Source organism: Pseudomonas sp. MEJ108, assembly GCF_030208985.1.
Lineage (GTDB): Bacteria > Pseudomonadota > Gammaproteobacteria > Pseudomonadales > Pseudomonadaceae > Aquipseudomonas > Aquipseudomonas fragariae.
Window position 1 is genome coordinate 44,796 of the sequence record NZ_JARVSW010000013.1, and the last position, 18,415, is coordinate 63,210.

Annotated in this window: 18 protein-coding genes; 13 read left to right on the forward strand and 5 right to left on the reverse strand. The window is 59.2% G+C overall.

All coding sequences use genetic code 11. The annotated features are described in order from the left end of the window. Window positions 1–85 precede the first annotated feature (85 nt). The 3 genes from QRN50_RS06510 to QRN50_RS06520 all read left to right on the forward strand — a co-directional run bounded on the left by QRN50_RS06510 (window position 86) and on the right by QRN50_RS06520 (window position 4,065). A complete protein-coding gene (locus tag QRN50_RS06510; protein ID WP_096126676.1) occupies window positions 86–2,533 on the forward strand; it encodes an acyl-CoA dehydrogenase in 2,448 nt (815 codons plus the stop codon). Between the two features lie 76 nt (window positions 2,534–2,609). Next, on the forward strand, window positions 2,610–3,020 hold the full coding sequence (locus QRN50_RS06515) for a PA2817 family protein (protein ID WP_004408346.1): 411 nt from the start codon (window positions 2,610–2,612) through the stop codon (window positions 3,018–3,020). A 190-nt stretch (window positions 3,021–3,210) separates the two neighbouring features. Then, window positions 3,211–4,065: a pirin family protein gene (locus QRN50_RS06520; RefSeq protein ID WP_024642752.1), complete on the forward strand. Its 855-nt coding sequence runs from the start codon at window positions 3,211–3,213 to the stop codon at window positions 4,063–4,065. A gap of 97 nt (window positions 4,066–4,162) precedes the next feature. On the opposite strand, the gene aceE is transcribed toward QRN50_RS06520, so the two are convergent. Then, window positions 4,163–6,832: a pyruvate dehydrogenase (acetyl-transferring), homodimeric type gene (aceE, locus tag QRN50_RS06525; RefSeq protein ID WP_003415662.1), complete on the reverse strand. Its 2,670-nt coding sequence runs from the start codon at window positions 6,830–6,832 to the stop codon at window positions 4,163–4,165. Between the two features lie 144 nt (window positions 6,833–6,976). Here aceE and QRN50_RS06530 point away from each other — a divergent pair, with 144 nt between their 5' ends. Continuing rightward, window positions 6,977–7,429: a MarR family winged helix-turn-helix transcriptional regulator gene (locus QRN50_RS06530; RefSeq protein ID WP_004408348.1), complete on the forward strand. Its 453-nt coding sequence runs from the start codon at window positions 6,977–6,979 to the stop codon at window positions 7,427–7,429. A gap of 2 nt (window positions 7,430–7,431) precedes the next feature. Here the strand turns inward: QRN50_RS06530 and QRN50_RS06535 are convergent, their stop codons facing one another. Continuing rightward, window positions 7,432–8,535, reverse strand: a complete 1,104-nt coding sequence (locus QRN50_RS06535; RefSeq protein ID WP_024651336.1) for a transketolase-like TK C-terminal-containing protein — start codon at window positions 8,533–8,535, stop codon at window positions 7,432–7,434. 287 nt (window positions 8,536–8,822) lie between these two features. Here QRN50_RS06535 and QRN50_RS06540 point away from each other — a divergent pair, with 287 nt between their 5' ends. Next, entirely contained in the window at window positions 8,823–9,566 is a 744-nt protein-coding gene (locus QRN50_RS06540) for a helix-turn-helix transcriptional regulator (RefSeq protein WP_011267135.1), read from the forward strand. Between the two features lies 1 nt (window position 9,567). Here the strand turns inward: QRN50_RS06540 and QRN50_RS06545 are convergent, their stop codons facing one another. Further along, the gene (locus QRN50_RS06545) at window positions 9,568–10,248 is read right to left on the reverse strand and encodes an acyl-homoserine-lactone synthase (RefSeq protein ID WP_060400750.1); all 681 of its coding nucleotides are present in this window, start codon (window positions 10,246–10,248) and stop codon (window positions 9,568–9,570) included. A gap of 219 nt (window positions 10,249–10,467) precedes the next feature. Between QRN50_RS06545 and QRN50_RS06550 the strand changes: the two genes are divergently transcribed. The 5 genes from QRN50_RS06550 to QRN50_RS06570 are packed head-to-tail and all read left to right on the forward strand — an operon-like array spanning window position 10,468 to window position 14,039. Continuing rightward, on the forward strand, window positions 10,468–11,664 hold the full coding sequence (locus QRN50_RS06550) for an aminotransferase class I/II-fold pyridoxal phosphate-dependent enzyme (protein ID WP_011267133.1): 1,197 nt from the start codon (window positions 10,468–10,470) through the stop codon (window positions 11,662–11,664). After that, a complete protein-coding gene (locus QRN50_RS06555; RefSeq protein ID WP_011267132.1) occupies window positions 11,657–12,175 on the forward strand; it encodes a DUF6190 family protein in 519 nt (172 codons plus the stop codon). The genes QRN50_RS06550 and QRN50_RS06555 overlap by 8 nt, the downstream gene beginning before the upstream one ends. Beyond that, window positions 12,165–12,962 (forward strand): dihydrodipicolinate synthase family protein, encoded by a 798-nt coding sequence (locus QRN50_RS06560; protein WP_024651338.1) that lies wholly within the window; start codon window positions 12,165–12,167, stop codon window positions 12,960–12,962. The genes QRN50_RS06555 and QRN50_RS06560 overlap by 11 nt, the downstream gene beginning before the upstream one ends. Then, a complete protein-coding gene (locus tag QRN50_RS06565; RefSeq protein ID WP_011267130.1) occupies window positions 12,962–13,819 on the forward strand; it encodes an iron-containing redox enzyme family protein in 858 nt (285 codons plus the stop codon). Before QRN50_RS06560 ends, QRN50_RS06565 begins: the two co-directional genes overlap by 1 nt. Beyond that, window positions 13,803–14,039, forward strand: coding sequence for a Rieske (2Fe-2S) protein (locus tag QRN50_RS06570; RefSeq protein ID WP_004408361.1), 237 nt, complete (start codon window positions 13,803–13,805; stop codon window positions 14,037–14,039). The genes QRN50_RS06565 and QRN50_RS06570 overlap by 17 nt, the downstream gene beginning before the upstream one ends. A gap of 41 nt (window positions 14,040–14,080) precedes the next feature. Here QRN50_RS06570 and QRN50_RS06575 read toward each other — a convergent pair whose 3' ends face one another. After that, complete coding sequence (locus QRN50_RS06575; RefSeq protein ID WP_004408362.1) at window positions 14,081–15,265, reverse strand: patatin-like phospholipase family protein; 1,185 nt, start codon at window positions 15,263–15,265, stop codon at window positions 14,081–14,083. 32 nt (window positions 15,266–15,297) lie between these two features. Continuing rightward, window positions 15,298–16,230 (reverse strand): lipid A biosynthesis lauroyl acyltransferase, encoded by a 933-nt coding sequence (locus QRN50_RS06580; protein ID WP_011267129.1) that lies wholly within the window; start codon window positions 16,228–16,230, stop codon window positions 15,298–15,300. Window positions 16,231–16,350: 120 nt separating this feature from the next. Here QRN50_RS06580 and minC point away from each other — a divergent pair, with 120 nt between their 5' ends. The 3 genes from minC to minE all read left to right on the forward strand — a co-directional run bounded on the left by minC (window position 16,351) and on the right by minE (window position 18,389). Next, a complete protein-coding gene (gene minC, locus QRN50_RS06585) occupies window positions 16,351–17,091 on the forward strand; it encodes a septum site-determining protein MinC (RefSeq protein WP_003368369.1) in 741 nt (246 codons plus the stop codon). Between the two features lie 231 nt (window positions 17,092–17,322). Further along, window positions 17,323–18,135 carry a septum site-determining protein MinD gene (gene minD, locus QRN50_RS06590; protein ID WP_003317454.1) on the forward strand — a complete coding sequence of 271 codons (813 nt, stop codon included), beginning with the start codon at window positions 17,323–17,325 and terminating at the stop codon, window positions 18,133–18,135. After that, window positions 18,135–18,389, forward strand: coding sequence for a cell division topological specificity factor MinE (minE, locus tag QRN50_RS06595; protein ID WP_003317453.1), 255 nt, complete (start codon window positions 18,135–18,137; stop codon window positions 18,387–18,389). The genes minD and minE overlap by 1 nt, the downstream gene beginning before the upstream one ends. The last annotated feature ends 26 nt before the right edge of the window (window positions 18,390–18,415 follow it).

Genomic DNA, 18,415 nt, shown 5'->3' on the forward strand with positions numbered 1-18,415 from the left:
AGGGGTCACTATCGATGTCGCCTCACCACTGCCTGGCGACCAGTTTGATCGCTGCCACAGCGGCGGTCATCACGGAGGAATACTTATGCTGTTGTTGTGGATTGTTGTGCTGGTCGTCGGCATTGCCTGGCTGGCTCATCGGCGAACCGCCCCGCTCCCGGCGCTTGGCGTGGTAGCTGTCTACCTGCTGGCCATGGGTATTTTCAGTCACGCGCCAGGATGGCTGCTGACGGTGTTCTGGTTGCTCTGGCTGGCAGTGTTCGTACCGGTAATGCTGCCCGATCTGCGCCGTAAGCATTTCACTGCGCCGATGTTCAGCTGGTTTCAAAAAGTCCTGCCGCCGATGTCGCAGACCGAGCGCGATGCGATCGATGCCGGCACGGTCTGGTGGGATGGCGAGCTGTTCAGCGGTCGTCCGGACTGGGACAAGCTGCTGGCCTACCCGAAAGTCCAGCTGACCGAAGAGGAACAGGCCTTTATCGACGGGCCGACCGAAGAACTCTGCGCAATGGTCAGCGACTGGGAAATCGGCCAGGCCATGGACCTGCCGCCCGAAGCCTGGGCGCACATGAAAGCGCACGGCTTCTTCGCGCTGATCATCCCCAAGGAATTCGGTGGCAAGGGCTTCTCGGCCTACGCCCACTCTCAGGTGGCCATGAAGCTGGCCACCCGCAGCGGCGACCTGGCGTCCACAGTGATGGTGCCCAACTCCCTCGGCCCGGCCGAATTGCTGCTGCATTACGGCACCGACGAGCAACGCAATCACTACTTGCCACGTCTGGCACGCGGCGAAGACATTCCCTGCTTCGCGCTGACCGGTCCGCTGGCCGGTTCCGATGCTGGCGCGATGACCGACACCGGGATCATCTGCAAAGGTCAGTGGCAGGGTGAAGAAGTCATCGGCCTGCGCCTGACCTGGGAAAAACGCTACATCACCCTCGGCCCGGTCGCCACCCTGCTCGGCCTGGCCTTCAAGGCCCACGATCCTGAGCACCTGCTCGGCGAAAAAGAAGATCTGGGCATCAGCCTGGCGCTGATTCCGACCGATACGCCCGGCGTGGAGATCGGCCGCCGTCACCTGCCTCTGGGAGCAGCGTTCATGAACGGCCCCAACTCCGGCAAGGACGTGTTCGTCCCGCTGAGCTACCTGATCGGCGGTCAGCCGATGCTGGGCAAGGGCTGGATGATGCTGATGAACTGCCTGTCGGTGGGTCGTTCGATCTCGCTGCCGGCCGTCGGCACCGGCGCTGCCAAGTACACCAGCCTGGTCACCGGCCAGTACGCGAAGGTGCGTGAGCAATTCAATGTGCCTCTCTCGGCATTCGAAGGCATCCAGGAAGCACTGGCGCGCATCGGCGGCAATGCCTGGCTGATGGACAGTGCGCGCATGCTGACGGCCAATGCGGTCGACCTGGGCGAGAAGCCTTCAGTGCTCTCTGCGATCCTCAAATATCACCTGACCGAGCGCGGCCGCGAGTGTATCGGTCACGCCATGGACGTGCATGGCGGCAAGGGCATCATCATGGGCCCGAACAATTACCTGGGTCGCAACTGGCAAGGTGCGCCGATCTTCATCACTGTCGAGGGCGCCAACATCCTCTCGCGCAATCTGATGATCTTCGGCCAGGGCGCGATTCGCTGCCATCCGTTCGTACTCAAGGAAATGGCCCTGGCCGGGCGTGAGGACAAACAGCAGGCGCTGATCGAGTTTGACAGCCTGCTGCTCAAACACATCGGCTTTGCGGTGAGCAATGCCGCCAGCACCTTCATCCTCAACCTGGGCTTCGGTCATTTCGAAAGAGCGCCGGGTAACGGCTTGAGCCAGGGTTACTTCCGAGCGCTCAACCGCCAGGCAGCAGCGTTCGCGATGCTCGCCGACTTGAGCATGATGCTGCTCGGCGGCGAGCTGAAACGCCGCGAACGCCTGTCGGCCCGTCTGGGCGACGTGCTCAGCCATATGTACCTGGCCTCGGCAGCGCTCAAGCGTTATCACGACCTGGGTTCGCCGGACCACATGAGCCCGTTGTTCTGCTGGGCCATGGAAGAAAGCCTCGGGCATTCGGAACGGGCAATGGACGAGATCCTCAGCAACTTCCCCAACCGGATACTGGGCGGGGTGCTGCGTGCCGTAGTGTTCCCGTTCGGTCGCCGACACAAGGGGCCTTCGGACAGACTGGATGCCGAAGTTGCTCAGGTACTGGGCCGCGCCAAGGGCGATCCGACGCTGGAAGAGTTGCTGGCAGGCTGCTATCGCCCGCAATCAGCAGACGATCCGGTCGGCGCGCTGCAACAGGCCATCGACCTGCTCAGCGCTGCGTATCCGCTGCACAAGAAGCTGCAAGTGGCCCTCAAGAGTGGTCAGGTCAAGCCGGACGCTGGCGAGCCGGTCATCGACGCCGCGCTGCGCCTCGGTGTGTTGCAGGCCGACGAAGCGCAGACCCTGCGTACCGCCGAGGCAGCCCGCCGCAAGGTGATCGATGTGGATGATTTCGACAAGGAAGAACTGACCCTGGCAGCCGGCAAGATTCGCTGATAGTCAGGTCGCACCACACAGCAGGCGCGTAGAGCTTTATACTCTCGCGCCTGTTTTTGCATTTGAGGATTACCCAATGGCCGACGCCACTCTCGATCACCAACTTGGCCTGCTGGCACACCTGCGCAGCATTCTGGTCGCGCTGGGCGAGGCCGAGCAGGTTCCGGAAGAAAGCCACGCGCTGTTCATGGAGCGTTTCGACGAACTGGTCGAGCTGCTGCCGCAGGACCCCATCGAAAGCCAGTACCTGGGTCAGGACATCCTCTGCCAGGTCATCCAGCGCTACCCGCAAATCGCGCACTTGGTGCCGCGCGACCTGCTGTGGTTCTTCGCCGGTGACTGCCTGCATTTCATGCCGGATGATGAAATCGAGCTGTATCAGGCGCTGGAAGAGCGCCGCTACGACGCCGAGCAGAACGAAGAACCGTTTGACTGGAATCAGGAGAAACAGCTGCTGAGCATGTCGACGCAGGGCAGCAAGCACTGAGCATCCTTTGGCTTCAAGCCTGCTCCGGAGGTCATTCCGGGCAGGTTGCCTGTCACCCCGCGCCAATACGCCACACCGCGCAACACATCGATCAATACGATCATTAAGTCCCGGCATTCGAATCAATTTATCGAATAGACAGGCATACCATGACACTTCGTATCATCTGATAAGGAGTGCTCCCTCTCCCATGACTCAATTTCGTAAAGTCCTGTCCATTCAAACGGGTCAGCCAGCGTCCGATGGCGCGGGCGTCAAACTGACGCGCGTCTTCGGCGGGCGTGGTGTGGAGCAGTTCGACCCGTTTCTGATGCTGGACGAGTTCGGATCGGACAAGCCGGATGACTACATCGCCGGCTTTCCACCTCACCCGCACCGTGGCTTCGAAACGGTGACCTATATGCTTGAAGGCCGTATGCGTCATGAAGACCATATGGGCAATGTCGGCCTTCTGCAGAGCGGCGGTGTGCAGTGGATGACCGCAGCACGCGGGATCATTCACAGCGAAATGCCCGAACAGGAAGAAGGCACCATGCGCGGCTTTCAGCTCTGGCTGAACCTACCGGGCAAGAACAAGCTGAGCGACGCCAGCTATCAGGACATCCAGCCGGAAAACGTTCCGAGTATCACCACTCAGGCCGGTGTGCAGGTGGTGGTATTGGCAGGGCATTTCGACGATGGTCAGGTTCAACAGGCCGGGGCAGTACAGCGCCCGGATACCGAGCCTCTGTACTTTGACTTTGATATGCCTGCCGGCAGTCGTATCAGCCCGCACGTACCCGACGGGCACCTTGTGTTGCTGTACGTCTATGAAGGCAGTGTCGAGCTGGAAGGCAGCGCCCAGCCGATCGGCAAACGCCATATGGCAAGGCTGTCCGACAGCGGTGCCGTACAGATCAGCAGCACCGCGGGTGCACGGCTGTTACTGATTGCAGGCAAGCCCTTGCGTGAGCCGATCGTGCAATACGGCCCTTTCGTGATGAACACCAAGGAAGAGATCGAGCAGGCGATTCGTGACTTCCGGGAAGATCGTCTGACGGCGTGAACCCGGTTCGGACCGTCAGACTTCCCTTCGTCTGTAGCGGCCCCTTCACCAGCAAGGCGGACCGCTTTGCTGGTGTCAGAGCAGATACGAGCGCGACTCAGACCAGCACAGGGTTCTGCTTGCCTGGGTCGATCTTGTAACGTTCTATGGCCTGCGCCACCACCTTGCGCTCGACCTTGCCGTCATCGGCCAGCGCCTTGAGTGCAGCCACCGCCACGAAGTAACGGTCCACTTCGAAGAAGTGGCGCAGCGACTCGCGCGTATCGGACTGGCCAAAACCGTCAGTGCCCAGTGCCACGAAACGGCGCATGGGTACAAAGGGACGGATCTGGTCGGCGAAGATTTTCATGTAATCGGTCGCCACAATCACCGGCCCTTCCCTGTCTGCCAGACAGCTTTCCACGTAGCTCAGACGCGGCTCCTGCTCGGGATTCAGCAGGTTCCAGCGTTCGGCATCCTGACCTTCACGACGCAGTTCGGTCAGGCTGGTGACACTCCAGATTTCGCTGCTCACGCCAAAGTCGTCTTCGAGCAGTCTGGCGGCCGCGATGACTTCCAGCAGGATCGACCCGCAGCCCATCAACTGCACGTGCTTGCCGGTATTGATCGATGCACTGGCCTGCAACGGGTACATCCCCTTGAGAATGCCGGCTTCTGCGCCTTCGGGCAGATCCGGGTGCGGGTAGTTCTCGTTGAGCAAGGTGATGTAGTAATAGATATCCTCATTTTCGGCAAACATACGACGCATGCCGTCCTGAATGATCACCGCCAGCTCGAAGGCAAACGTCGGGTCGTAAGACACGCAGCACGGTATCGTCGACGACATGACATGGCTGTGCCCGTCGTCATGCTGCAGCCCCTCGCCCATCAGCGTGGTTCGGCCTGACGTGGCGCCCAGCAGAAAACCCCGCGCCCTGGCGTCGCCCGCTGCCCAGGCAAGATCGCCTACACGCTGGAAGCCGAACATCGAGTAGAAGATATAGAACGGCACGGTCATCACACCGTGGTTGGCGTAGGAAGTACTGGCCGCGATCCAGGAAGAAATCGCACCTGACTCATTCAGACCTTCCTGCATGATCTGCCCGTCGGTGCTTTCCTTGTAGTAGCTCAGTTGCCCTGCATCCTGCGGCGTGTACAACTGACCGACGTGGGAATGAATACCGATCTGACGGAACAGATTTTCCATACCGAAGGTTCGTGACTCATCCGGCACGATCGGCACGATCAGTTTGCCGATGTTCGGATCCTTGAGCAGCGTCGAGAGGATGCGCACGAAGGCCATGGTCGTGGATATGCCGCGATCGCCGGTGTTCTTGAGCTGGGTATCCAGCACCGAGAGCGGCGGAATCTGCAGGGTGGCAGCGTCACTGAAACGGGCCGGAATGTAACCGCCCAGTTGAGCCCGGCGGGCCTTGAGGTACAGCGCTTCAGTACTGCCCTCGGCCGGTTTCAGGTACGGCATGTCGCCCAGCTGGTCATCGGTGATGTCCAGCGAGAAGCGGTCGCGGAAGGCCTTGATCGCCTCTGCCCCAAGCTTCTTCAACTGGTGGTTGATGTTCTGCCCCTCACCCGCCTCGCCCATGCCGAAACCTTTGACGGTCTTGGCCAGGATCACGGTCGGCCCACCCTTGTGGCGCATCGCGGCAGCATAGGCGTTGTAGACTTTTTCCGGATCGTGGCCGCCACGCGAGAGCTTCCAGATGTCGTCATCGCTCATGTCGCTGACCAGTTCCAGCAGCTCCGGGTACTTGCCGAAGAAATGCTCGCGAACGTAGGCGCCATTCTGGGATTTGTAGTTCTGGTACTCGCCATCCACGCATTCCATCATGCGCTGACGCAGCAGCCCGCTCTTGTCCTTCTCGAGCAGCGCATCCCAACCGCCGCCCCAGATGACCTTGATCACGTTCCAGCCTGCGGCGCGATACAGACTTTCGAACTCCTGAATGACCTTGCTGTTGCCGCGTACCGGCCCGTCAAGGCGTTGCAGGTTGCAGTTGACGACGAAAATGATGTTGTCGAGTTTCTCGCGCCCGGCCAGAGCGATGGCTGCCTGTGACTCAGGCTGATCCATCTCGCCATCGCCCAGGAACGCCCAGACCTTGCGTCCTTGATGCTCCTTGAGTCCGCGATTCTCCAGGTAGCGCATGAAGCGTGCCTGATACGCCGCAGTGATGGGCCCCAGCCCCATGGAGACGGTGGGGAACTGCCAGAAGTCCGGCATCAGGCGCGGGTGCGGATAGGAAGAAATGCCGTCACGATCGGTTTCGCGACGGAAGTTGTCCAGTTGCTCTTCGCTCAGACGACCTTCCAGATACGCCCTGCCGTAAATGCCCGGCGAAGAATGACCCTGAATATAGACGAGGTCACCGGCAAACTGCTCGGTACGCCCCCGGAAGAAGTGGTCGAACCCGACGTCGTAAAGCACGGCAGCAGATGCGTAGGAAGCGATATGGCCGCCCACGCCGGAATGCTTGCCGGCACGCAGCACCATCACCAGGGCGTTCCAGCGGATGAACGCGTTGATACGTTTTTCAACCTGAAGGTCGCCCGGATAAGGCTGCTGGCGGTCACTGGGAATGGTGTTGACGTAAGGCGTGGTGACCCGACCGTAGAAATCGCCATGTTGGGCGACGTCGAAGTCCAGCAACTGATCGATCAGATAGTGCGCGCGCGGGCGCCCTTCAGTGTTGAGTACCGACTCAATCGATTCGAGCCATTCGCGGGTTTCTTGCGGATCCTCGTCAAGAAACCGGGGTTGCTGTGCCATCGTCGTCTCCTACTGTGATGCGGCAGTGGACGCCGGACAGGCGTCTGCCTTGAAAAATCTGATTGCAATTGCAATCAAATACCGGAATTTATCCCGCGCTCGGTTACTATTGCAACCCTCAAGAATTTCAGACAAAGGTGAATCATGTCGTCAGCCGAACCGGATACGTGGTTCAGATTCGTCAGGGCACACCGCTGTCTGATTCGCGAAATCGAACGACGTCTGGCGGCGGCCGGGCTGCCTGCCTATGCGTGGTATGACGCGCTCTGGGGCATTGAAAGCGGCCCGCAAGGCATGCGCCGCATGCATGAGCTGGCCGACGTCATGGCCATTGAACGCTACAACCTGACTCGCCTGGTCGACCGGCTTGAAAGCGAAGGGCTGGTGGCGCGCCACAGGTCCGACAGCGATGGACGAGGCGCCGTGGCAGCGATCACCGACAAGGGCCGGACCCTGCGCAAACAGATGTGGCAGGTTTACGAAACGGCAGTCGACGAGCTGTTTCTGACGCAATTCGACGACCAGCAGCGCCGCGTGTTCGCCGACGCGCTGGAGCGTGCCGCACTGGCCGCCCGGCAAAGCGGTGGAAAAGGCTGACATCAGACCAGCTGATAGCGTCGCAAGGCGAGTTTCAGCGGCTCGTAGCCCAGTTGCCCGCCTTCCGCAAGCGCAGTCAGGGCCTGTACGACGATCCACTCCGGACGGGTTGCAGGCGTACCCTGCGGGGCCGCGGAATCGGCACCCAGCCCGACGAACCGCCCCGGGACATGCTCACGCAGCTGTTCAACCACGGCCTGCGGGTAGCCGGTGACGGCTACCACCGCGTCCTGCCCCTCGCCCAGGCAATCGCGCAGGTGCCAGGATCGTGCGGGTTGTGCAGAATGGAAACGATTCCAGCGTCGTGCGGCTGCGGCATCGCGGGCCACTCGGGTATAGCTGGGGCAGCTCCAGATTTCGCAATCGACGTCCCAGTGTTCACGGAGCAGGCGGGCAGCCTGGCGTACCGAGCGCAGCGCCAGACCCGCCCCCAGAAGGCGTACGCGACGGCCTTCATGACCGCAAACGGCGTCGCCAATCCGGTACATGCCCTGTACGGCCGCCACAGCCTGAGCATCGCTCAGTTCACTGACTTCCTCATTGGACTCGTCGTGCAAGGCCATGTAATAGAAGCCGCTCCGGCCTTCGACATACAGACTGTGCAGGGCGTGCAGTGTGATCGCCCGCGCTTCGGCAGCATCCGCAGGGTCAAACGGCTGGCATTTGCGGTTCGACAGCAGCCAAAGCGGTAACCAGGGATGGGCACCCTTGGGCCAGCGTGACGGCAGCGTCTCGATATCGTTGCAGAAGATGCCCCGCTGGAACGACTCCGACGCGAGCGCGCTCAACTCGGCGGAGGTTTCGCTGCTGATCATGTAAATCAGCGGCAACTCCACCGCGCCAGCCTGCGCAGCAAATCTCAACGGCCAGGCGCTGGAGAGCATGCCTTCCTGTCCGCGTGACATGTGTTTGCTGGCCCGTACCACCGATATCCGCCGCGAGGTGGAAGGATCTCTGGTCAGACGCTCGACGATATCGGCCATCGCGAACAGGGGTGAACAACACCCACGCAGCGCAAGCCCCGTGACCGCCTGAATCTTGTCCATGCAGGCCAACGCCGCGAACCGGGTCTGGGGTGCCAACGAATGACTGTTTGCGCTGTTCATCACTACTCCTTGCTGTCGGACAAGCATCCTTGCACCTTGATGGAACCAAGAATATGATTGCAATCGCAATAAAAATCACTGACACGCCTCATCGCAGCGCGATGGCCAGTCCCCGAACATGCGTGCGCTCGCAACTCGGCAGGTCGATGAGCGTATTATTTTCAACGGCCAAGCCCTTGTTCAAAGACAAAAGACACACGCAGTCCATGTTTTCATGTACTGCGGAAAATACAAATGAGGATAATGAAGACGGCCAGGCCGCAAACAAACAATAGACAAGGTATTACATGGAGGTTCGTACCGTGCACACCCAACTTGACTGCCCGCCCCTCAAGATCAACGCAGCCCCTGCTCCGCTGCGTCAATTGATTGAAGACTTCGAAAACGATCTGCATCGTATTGGCGATTTCACCTATGCCTACTTTTCCAGCCCAAAGACACGCACTGTCAAACCGGTCATCCTGTCCAACTATCCTGATTCCTGGCTGAAATCGTATATTGCCTCCAACTATCACCTTATCGATCCCATCATCAAACATGCCTGGCATAGCATTACGCCATTTTTCTGGAGAGAGGCCCGGCATGCCATTCAGGGCGTCGAGACCGATGACTTCCTGAAGCGCTCGGCCAAATACCAGCTGTCCTCCGGGGCCACTTTCACCCTGCACGATGCAAGCGGGCTTTTTGCCGCTCTGAGTCTTTGCAATGCCAGGCAACAGACTGACTTCGATCAGCGAATCCGCGACAAGGCCGCTGATATCCAGATGAGCCTCATCCGCTTTCATGACCGTTTGACCAAGACACAGGCGCCCCACGAACTCTTCCCGCAGCCCACCCGATGCAAATTGTCCAGCCGCGAAATAGGCGTGCTGAAATGGGTAGCCATGGGCAAGGCCTACAGCGAAATCGCCGAGATATTTTCCATTTCGGAACGCACCGTGAAATTTCACATGTCCAACGTTTCCAGCAAACTCGAAGTGCGCACTGCCAAACAGGCCGTGTACAAAGCCATTAATATGGGCATGGTCTGACTCAGGCTGCGCTGTCCATGCGTGCTCGCTGCAAGGATGCTGATGCATCGAGCGGTATTGGCCAGCGCAACAGGTCATCCGTGACGGGCTGCCTGAGAGCAATGCTGCCGAGCAGCCGTTGATGGTTGTCGGCGTTCACAGGCATATCCAGCAACAATACCGTCTCGCCTGGTGAAGCCTCCCCCGTTGCCAGAACACGGTGCTCCCACCCGGACTTGCGCACGATCCGCGCCATCGCCTTGCTGACCACCGTGATGATGGACTCCAGACCAGCCGAGGCAGCGTGATTGTGCATCGAGAACAGCAGCATTTCGGTCAGTGGCGCGTGCAGAATACCCAGCGACCGGGCACGTTCCGTGTCGACAAAGAACCGGCTCGACTCCGCCATGCCAGCATTTCTGGGCGCCGGATAGTCGAAAAAACTGCGAAACGGTCCATCCAGCATGTACGGATCACAGGTGTTGATCAGCCTGAGCCCGGCCAGCGGAACCTCGTTCCAGCTGCCTATCAGGTAAGTCGCAGCGGCACTGTCATAGTCATCGAACTCGAACGCCTGACTGACGCGAACCTTCCATTCAAGCCGATCCGAAAAGATCTTCTTGCGCAGGGCATACAGCGTTTCCAGCAACGTGACGGGCACTTTACTGTAACTGGCTACCTGAAATTCAAACCCGCTCGACATTCTAAAACCCACCCGGCGTCACCAGCGTGAAGCATTACTTATTTAAATAGGCAAATCTACTGTACTTAAGAACAGGTCAACACGCTGAAACACTAACGCCCTGCTGTTTGCACTTAGGTACAGTGTTATTGGCGCCGAAAATAAGGAAATCTGCTCCGGCGTTCTGGATATCCAGGACGGCGGCTTCCCAAACAATAATGACGCCACAGGGATAATGGTATGAATAGTCTGTATGCCGGTATCGACACCTTGAACGCAGTTCCTGTTCTGGACGATATTACCCAACACGAAATTTCTGCCCTCAAGACCCGCTTCAATCTGGCCGATGCCCACACGCACCAGGATCAGAGCGAGACCCAGCGCATGATCGTCGCCAGCCTGCCCGAGCTGTGGTATCGGGCACAGAACCAGACGCAGTATCAGAGTGAACAGACGTTCATTCAGGCCTTCTTCACCTTCCACGGCCAGCATCATGCGTTGAAACGCCACGACGAAATCTATCTCGTCTACGCCGCGTCCATCGCCATGCATATCACTGCGACCTACTTGCGCAAAAAGAACATGAGCGTCGGGCTGATCGAGCCCTGTTTCGACAACCTGCATGACCTGTTGAAACACATGGAAGTGCCCATGTCGGCACTGGATGAAAGCCTGTTCAAGTCATCGACCGAGGTGTACGCAACGTTGCAGAAGGCCGCCATCGGACTGGACGCAATCTTTCTGGTCGATCCCAACAACCCGACAGGTTCCAGCCTGTTTGCCGAGGGGCCGGACATGTTTGTCGAAGTGGCCCGCTACTGCCGGGATTACAACAAGCTGCTGATCCTCGATTTCTGTTTCGCCTCGTTCTTCAAAGCCGCCGGCAAGCAGCGCGTGGATGCCTACGCGATTCTCGACGACATCGGCACTCAATACCTGGTCATGGAAGATACGGGCAAGACCTGGCCCCTGCAGGACACCAAATGCGCCACGCTCATGGCCAGCCGCGACATCAACGCCGATATCTACAGCATTGTCACCAGCGTCCTGCTGAATGTCTCACCGTTCATCCTCAACGTCGTGACCCGCTACATCGAGGACAGCAACGACGATGACTTCGACTCCGTGCGCTCGGTGCTGGACCTCAACCGCAGCAAGGCGCGTGCCTGCCTTGAGGGCAAGGTCTTGAAGTATGTGCAACCGATGATCGATACCAGCGTGGCCTGGTTCGAGATTCTACCCGCCGGCGTGAACGCCGATGACTTGCAGGCTTATCTGCTGCAATCGGACGTCTACGTACTGCCGGGCAAGTATTTCTACTGGAGCCAGCCGGAAAAAGGCCAGCGCTACATACGCCTGGCACTGGCACGCAAGCCGGACGAATTCGAGGCCGCCGTTCAGGCAATTGCGCAGGCACTGGAGAACCTCCATGTCTGACTTCGACCTGCCGATGATCGATGCCACGGTTTTCATGGGCATGCACCATGCCGATCCCGGCGTGCGTGACAAATCCCTGGAGTTCTTCTCCCGGTTCTACGAGAGCAGCGTGCAGATGAATTTCGCCCAGATAGGCATTTGCGACGCCATCATCTGGAAGAAAGGCCGTGCCCTGCAGGACGCCTATTACCCGTTCATGGATGTCTTGCACACCGACATGGCAATACAGCGTGAGGGCTATAGCGAACAGGTGCTCCAGCGCGCAGCAGGTGAAACGCTGTTCAGAGGTCTGCCGGCCGACAAGAAACTGCTGGCTGCTCAAGTGCTGGAGCAGGAAATCCCGTTTTATACCCACGATCCGGAGTTGCTGCGCCTGCAAGTGCTGCAGCCTTTCCTTCAACCATTCGAAAACACCATTCGACGGCAGACGTTCCCGAAGATGCTCCAGCGTCTCTATGACCAGTCCTGCGCCATGGTGATCAGCAACGAGGACTTTCAACATGTCTGGTAAAAGCATTCTGGTCCCCCTGATAACGCCTCTGAACGCGCAGGAGCAAGTCTGCGAAGCCAGCCTCGAACGCCTTTTGGGTAGCCTCGCGCCCCATGTCGATGGCTACATTCCATGCCTGACCTCCGGAGAGGGCTGGCGGCTGTCGCGTCAGCAATGGCTGCAGATGCTGACGCTGACCCTCAGGCACGCGGGCGAGCGCAGCGTCATCGCCGGGATCGAACGCCATTCGACGCAGGAGGTGCTGGACTTTGCCCTCCTGGCTCAGGATGCCGGTGCTCAAGCAGTGATGTTTACCTCACCCTTGACGCCCGGTATCAGCCAGCAGGCGATCATCGAGCATTACCAGACCATTCATGACGCGACGCACATGGATATCTTCATGTACAACGAGGCCGCCCTGTCGGGCAACGAAAAGTCCTTCGCCACCCTCAAGGCCATCGCGCAGTTACCCAGAGTCATTGGCCTGAAGGACTCGCCCTCGCTGTCGCGCCCGCAGGCTCAGGTAGATGCCATTCGACAGGAGGGCGTCGACTACTTCATCGGCTGGGAAATGCAGCTGGCCGGAGACCTGGAGTCCGACGGCAATGTGGTTTCCCTGGCCAATCTGGAACCGCTGCTGTGCCGGACAGCGGCTGCCCGGCAGCAGCCGGCACTCAGCCAGGAAGTCGCCACGCTTAACCAGCGTTATCTGCTCAATGCCCCGGACTGGTACGCGCATATCAAGCGCGAGCTCAAAGCCAGGGGCGTGATCAACAGCGAGCGTGTCGTCACCGAGGAGGCTGCCTGATGGAAGACCTGCACAAGCAACTGTTTCTGGCCAACCGTGCGCTTATCGAAAAGCGGGTGCCCATGCCACAGGCGATTCTGGCGTTCGAGCAACACTGGATCGAGGATGCCATCGAACGCAGCATGACGGCAGATGCGCCTGATGACCTTGCCGGTCTGCGCAGAATGCTGGCCGAGCTGGTCGAACAGGAGAGCAGCGAAGTACCGCCCAGCGCACAGTATGTCGCCAACGACATGACCCTCGACGAATTCCGGATTCTGGTTCAGGAGTTTGCACTGGATGGCCTGACCGAAGCACAGGTGTTCTATCACCTGATGCCCAGGCTCAGCCTTCCCGCACAGATGCCCATGCTGCGCATGATGATCGACGAGTTCGGCTCGGGGAACCTCAAACGCTCGCATACCACGCTCTATCAGGACCTGTTGCGCGAACTGGAAATGCCGCTGGACCTGCAGTTTTACGTAGACGCCAACTCCAGCGCCGGTTTCACCTTTCCCAATATGTTCTGCTGGCTGGCGATGCGGGCGGACGATGCGTCATGGTTTGCCGGCGTCATCACCTACTTCGAGACCGTGGTGCCGTTCTTTTTCGAGTGCTACACGCAGCTTTGCGAGCGCTTGCAGATCAAGGCTCATACCTACTATTCAGAACACGTTCATATCGACGTTTTCCACGCCATCGAGGGCCAGCGCCTGCTCAAGGCCATGGACGTCAGCGGGGATCTGGATCCGGTAAAAGCCTGGCGCGGCATCTGCATGGGACGCGAGATCACCAACCTGGCGTTCGACCTGGCGGTAGAAAAAGCCCGTCGGCTCAAGCATTTCAACAAGGAGGTCAGCCTTGAACGAGCCTGCTGAGTTTCGTCGTCCCGACACGTTCACCGTACACATTGGCCAGGAGCAATACCTGATACCGAGCAGTTGCCCGCATCGTGAAGGATGGCTGGAGCATGGAGTGGTCAACGAGAAACGCCGGTCCATCACCTGTCCCCTGCACTTTTCGGTGTTCAGCCTCGAAACCGGGGAGCAACTGAGCGGTCCGCCGTGCGGTCAGTTGCAGGTACGCCGAGTGAGATAACAGCGCGCTCCACGGCAGGGCTCGCTCCTGCCGTGGCGACGTCAGGTCAGACGCAAAAAGCGCTTCAGTTCGGCACCCTGAGCAATCGCATCGTGACGCCCCAGCTCGATCAATTCGCTGCAATAACCTGACTCGAACAGCAGATAGCTCAGCACACTGGCACCGCTGCTCCTGGTCGCGCCCGGCCCACGCAGGAACGTGCGCAGTGCGGGGGGCAGTTCACGGCGGTGGCGGGCCGCGATTTCATCCAGCGGACGGCTCGGCGAAATCACCAGCACTTCCACCGGCTCCATGCCCGGCTGCCTGATCTGCTCATCGGGCAGCAACGCGCTGGCCGTGTTCAGTCGTTCAAGCAATTCGATATCGCTTTCCAGGTTATCAATAAAGGTGCTGTTGAGCATGTGCCCGCTGATCTGCGCCAGACTCGGCTGCATGCCGTTCGGTGGACGTGGTGCGGGTCGTTCGCTTTTAAGCCCGCGCGGATTGCCGCTGACACCCACGACCAGCACCCGATTGGCCCCTAGATGCAGCGCCGGGCTGATCGGTGCAGATTGACGCACGGCTCCGTCACCAAAGTATTCCTTATCGAGCATCACTGGAGCGAACAGCAACGGGATAGCCGAGCTGGCAAGCAGGTGATCCACGGTGAGTTGCGTCGGACGACCGATACGCCGATGACGTAACCACGGCTCGATGGTGCCCCGCCCTTGATAAAACGTGACCGCTTGCCCCGACTCGTAGCCAAAGGCTGTCACCGCCACCGCGCGCAGGTGGTGAGCATTGATCGCCGCTTCGATCCCGGAAAGGTCCAGCCGCTCGTTGAGCAGTTCACGCAGCGGTGAGCTGTTGAGCAAGGCAACGGGAATGTTTCGTCCGAAGCCCATCAGGCTGCGGCCAAAAAACCGGCTGGCCTGGTGGATCACACCCGACCAGTCGCTGCGTAAAACCTGATGACTGCGAAATGACTGCCAGAACTCGGTCAATTGGTGAATGGCAATGCGAAAGTGCAGCGCACCGCTGGCCAGTTTCACTGCATTGATCGCCCCTGCCGACGTGCCGACAATGACCGGAAAAGGGTTGGGCGCCCCGGCAGGCAACAGGTCGGCAATGCCTGCAAGCACCCCGACCTGATAGGCGGCACGTGCACCACCACCTGAAAGAATGAGCCCGGTTACCGGTTCGACCGGACTCCTCACAGCATTGATCGCAACAGCAGGATCTGGCATCTACAACTGACCTCGGTGATCGAAGACGCGTTTTATTTATGCTTGTTGTATAGCTTCGGTTCACCTGGCGGTCGACTTTTGAAGCGTCGATGGGCCCAAAGATATTGTTCCGGGCATTCAGTGACGGCCTTTTCCACCCATTGGTTGATGCGCAGGCAATCGGCTTCGTCGCTTTCCCCCGGAAAGTTATCCAGCGGCGGATGGATCACCAGCCGGTAACCACTGCCGTCTGCCAGACGCCGCTGAGTGAAGGGCACAACCTGCGCACGGCCCAGACGGGCGAACTTGCTGGTGGCGGTCACCGTCGCGGCCTGAATGCCGAACAGCGGCACAAAAATACTCTGCTTGGCGCCATAGTCCTGATCCGGCGCATACCAGATCGCCCGGCCGGCACGCAGTAACTTGAGCATGCCGCGCACGTCGTCTCGCTCGACAGCCAGCGAATCCAGGTTATGGCGCTCGCGCCCGCGACGCTGGACGAAGTCGAACAACGGGCTCTTGTGTTCGCGATACATGCCGTCGATGGTGTGCTGCTGGCCCAAAAGCGCCGCGCCGATTTCCAGCGTGGTGAAATGCAGCGCCATCAGAATCACGCCCTCGCCTTTTTCCTGGGCATTCTGCAAATGCTCGAGCCCTTCGACGTGGGCAAGCCTGGCCAGACGTTTTTTCGACCACCACCAGCTCATCGCCATCTCGAAAAAGGCAATCCCGGTGGAGGCGAAGTTTTCCTTGAGCAGACGCTTGCGCTCGGCCGCGGACAAATGCGGGAAGCACAGCTCCAGATTGCGCGACGCGATTTTTTTTCGATCAGTGGCCACACGGTACATGATGGCGCCCAGTGCCCGACCGATGACCAGCAGAACACAAAATGGCAATTGAACAATCAGCCACAAGAGCCCCAGCCCCAGCCATAGCGGCCAGAAACGGGGGTGAAGGAAACTGGCTTTAAGACGCGGGCGATCCATTTGGGCTTCCGTCAGAACAAAGGCCGCGCATTCTACAACGGTTCTGGCCGCTTGCGGCTCGCGGGCGTTCTCGCTATAAGTCTCGGCACTTTTAGCGACAAGCTGTTGTGTATATCAACCATGAGCCAGATTGAATCGCAAAACCCGGAACCTGTATTTCAGCTCAAGGGCAGCATGCTCGCCATCACCGTGATGGAGCTGGCCCGAACCAACCTTGAAGCGCTCGACAGGCAGTTGGCCGCCAAGGTGGCACAAGCCCCCAACTTCTTCAGCAATACGCCGTTGATCCTGGCTCTGGACAAACTCGCACCGAACGAGGGGCCGGTGGATCTCCCGGGTCTGGTGCGCATCTGTCGCCAGCATGGCCTGCGCACCCTGGCGATCCGCGCCAACCGCATCGAAGACATTGCTGCGGCGATTGCCGTCGACCTCCCGGTCCTGCCGCCGTCCGGCGCACGTGAACGCGTGATCGACCCGGTCGAGGCCGAAGCACCGAAAAAAATACCGGAAAAACCACCCGAGCCACTGATCAAGCCGACCCGCGTGATAACCGCTCCGGTACGCGGCGGGCAGCAGATCTACGCTCAGGGCGGCGACCTGGTGGTAGTCGCGCCGGTCAGTCCTGGTGCGGAACTTCTCGCCGATGGAAACATCCATGTCTACGGCCCGATGCGTGGCAGGGCACTGGCGGGAATAAAGGGCGATACCAAGGCACGCATCTTCTGTCAGCAGTTGAGCGCCGAGCTGATTTCGATTGCCGGACAATACAAGGTGTCCGAGGACTTGCGCAGGGACCCGTTATGGGGTTCGCCGGTCCAGATCAGCTTGTCAGGTGATGTGTTGAACATCATTCGTCTTTAACGGATACTGCCGCAATTTTCAAAGCATCTCTGATTCGTCGCGAAATTGTCGTGAAGGCGGCAGGAAGTTCTGAAAAGCACTGCTTTTCAGCGGGTATATGAGTCGAAAGTAATAGCTTAGTGCTAGCTTTCCGGAATCAGACCCCAGGGCTTCCAGAATGCTTCGGCGTGCGCGGCGCCAGGAGATGCCTTTCAGGGACTCAATGTCCTTTTCCTCTAGGGGTGATACACCTTGGCCAAGATTCTCGTTGTTACATCCGGCAAGGGTGGTGTGGGCAAGACCACCACCAGCGCCGCCATCGGTACCGGCCTCGCACTGCGCGGCCACAAGACAGTCATCGTCGACTTCGACGTCGGTCTGCGTAACCTCGACCTGATCATGGGTTGCGAACGTCGTGTCGTGTATGACTTCGTCAACGTGGTCAATGGTGAAGCCAACCTGCAACAGGCGCTGATCAAGGACAAGAAGATCGAAGGCCTGTTCGTGCTGGCCGCCAGCCAGACCCGCGACAAGGAAGCACTGACCAAGGAGGGCGTTGAAAAAGTCCTCATGGAGCTGAAGGAATCCTTCGAATACATCGTCTGCGATTCGCCGGCCGGCATCGAAACCGGTGCTCACCTGGCCATGTACTTCGCCGACGAAGCCATCGTCGTGACCAACCCTGAAGTCTCGTCGGTGCGTGACTCCGACCGCATGCTGGGCCTGCTGGCCAGCAAATCGCGTCGCGCCGAACGCGGCGAAGACCCGATCAAGGAACACTTGCTGCTGACCCGCTACAACCCTGAGCGCGTCAGCAAGGGCGAAATGCTCGGCGTGGAAGACGTCAAGGAAATCCTTGCCGTTACCCTGCTCGGCGTGATTCCCGAATCCCAGGCTGTACTGAAAGCTTCCAACCAGGGCGTGCCGGTCATTCTCGATGACCAGAGCGACGCGGGTCAGGCCTACAGCGATGCGGTCGACCGCCTGCTGGGCAAAACACTTGAGCACCGGTTTCTGGATGTGCATAAGAAAGGATTCTTTGAACGCCTGTTCGGGGGTAATTAATGAATATTTTTGACTTCTTTCGTGACCGCAAAAAAGGAAGCACGGCCTCGGTAGCGAAAGAGCGTCTACAGATCATCGTTGCTCACGAACGCGGCCAACGCAGTACCCCGGACTACCTTCCTGCGCTGCAGAAAGAGCTGGTGGAAGTGATCCGTAAATACGTCAATATCGAGTCTGATCAGGTACAGGTCGCTCTGGAAAGCCAGGGCAGCTGTTCTATTCTGGAACTCAATATCACCCTGCCCGATCGCTGATCAGGCAGTCGCTCGCGGCGGTATCG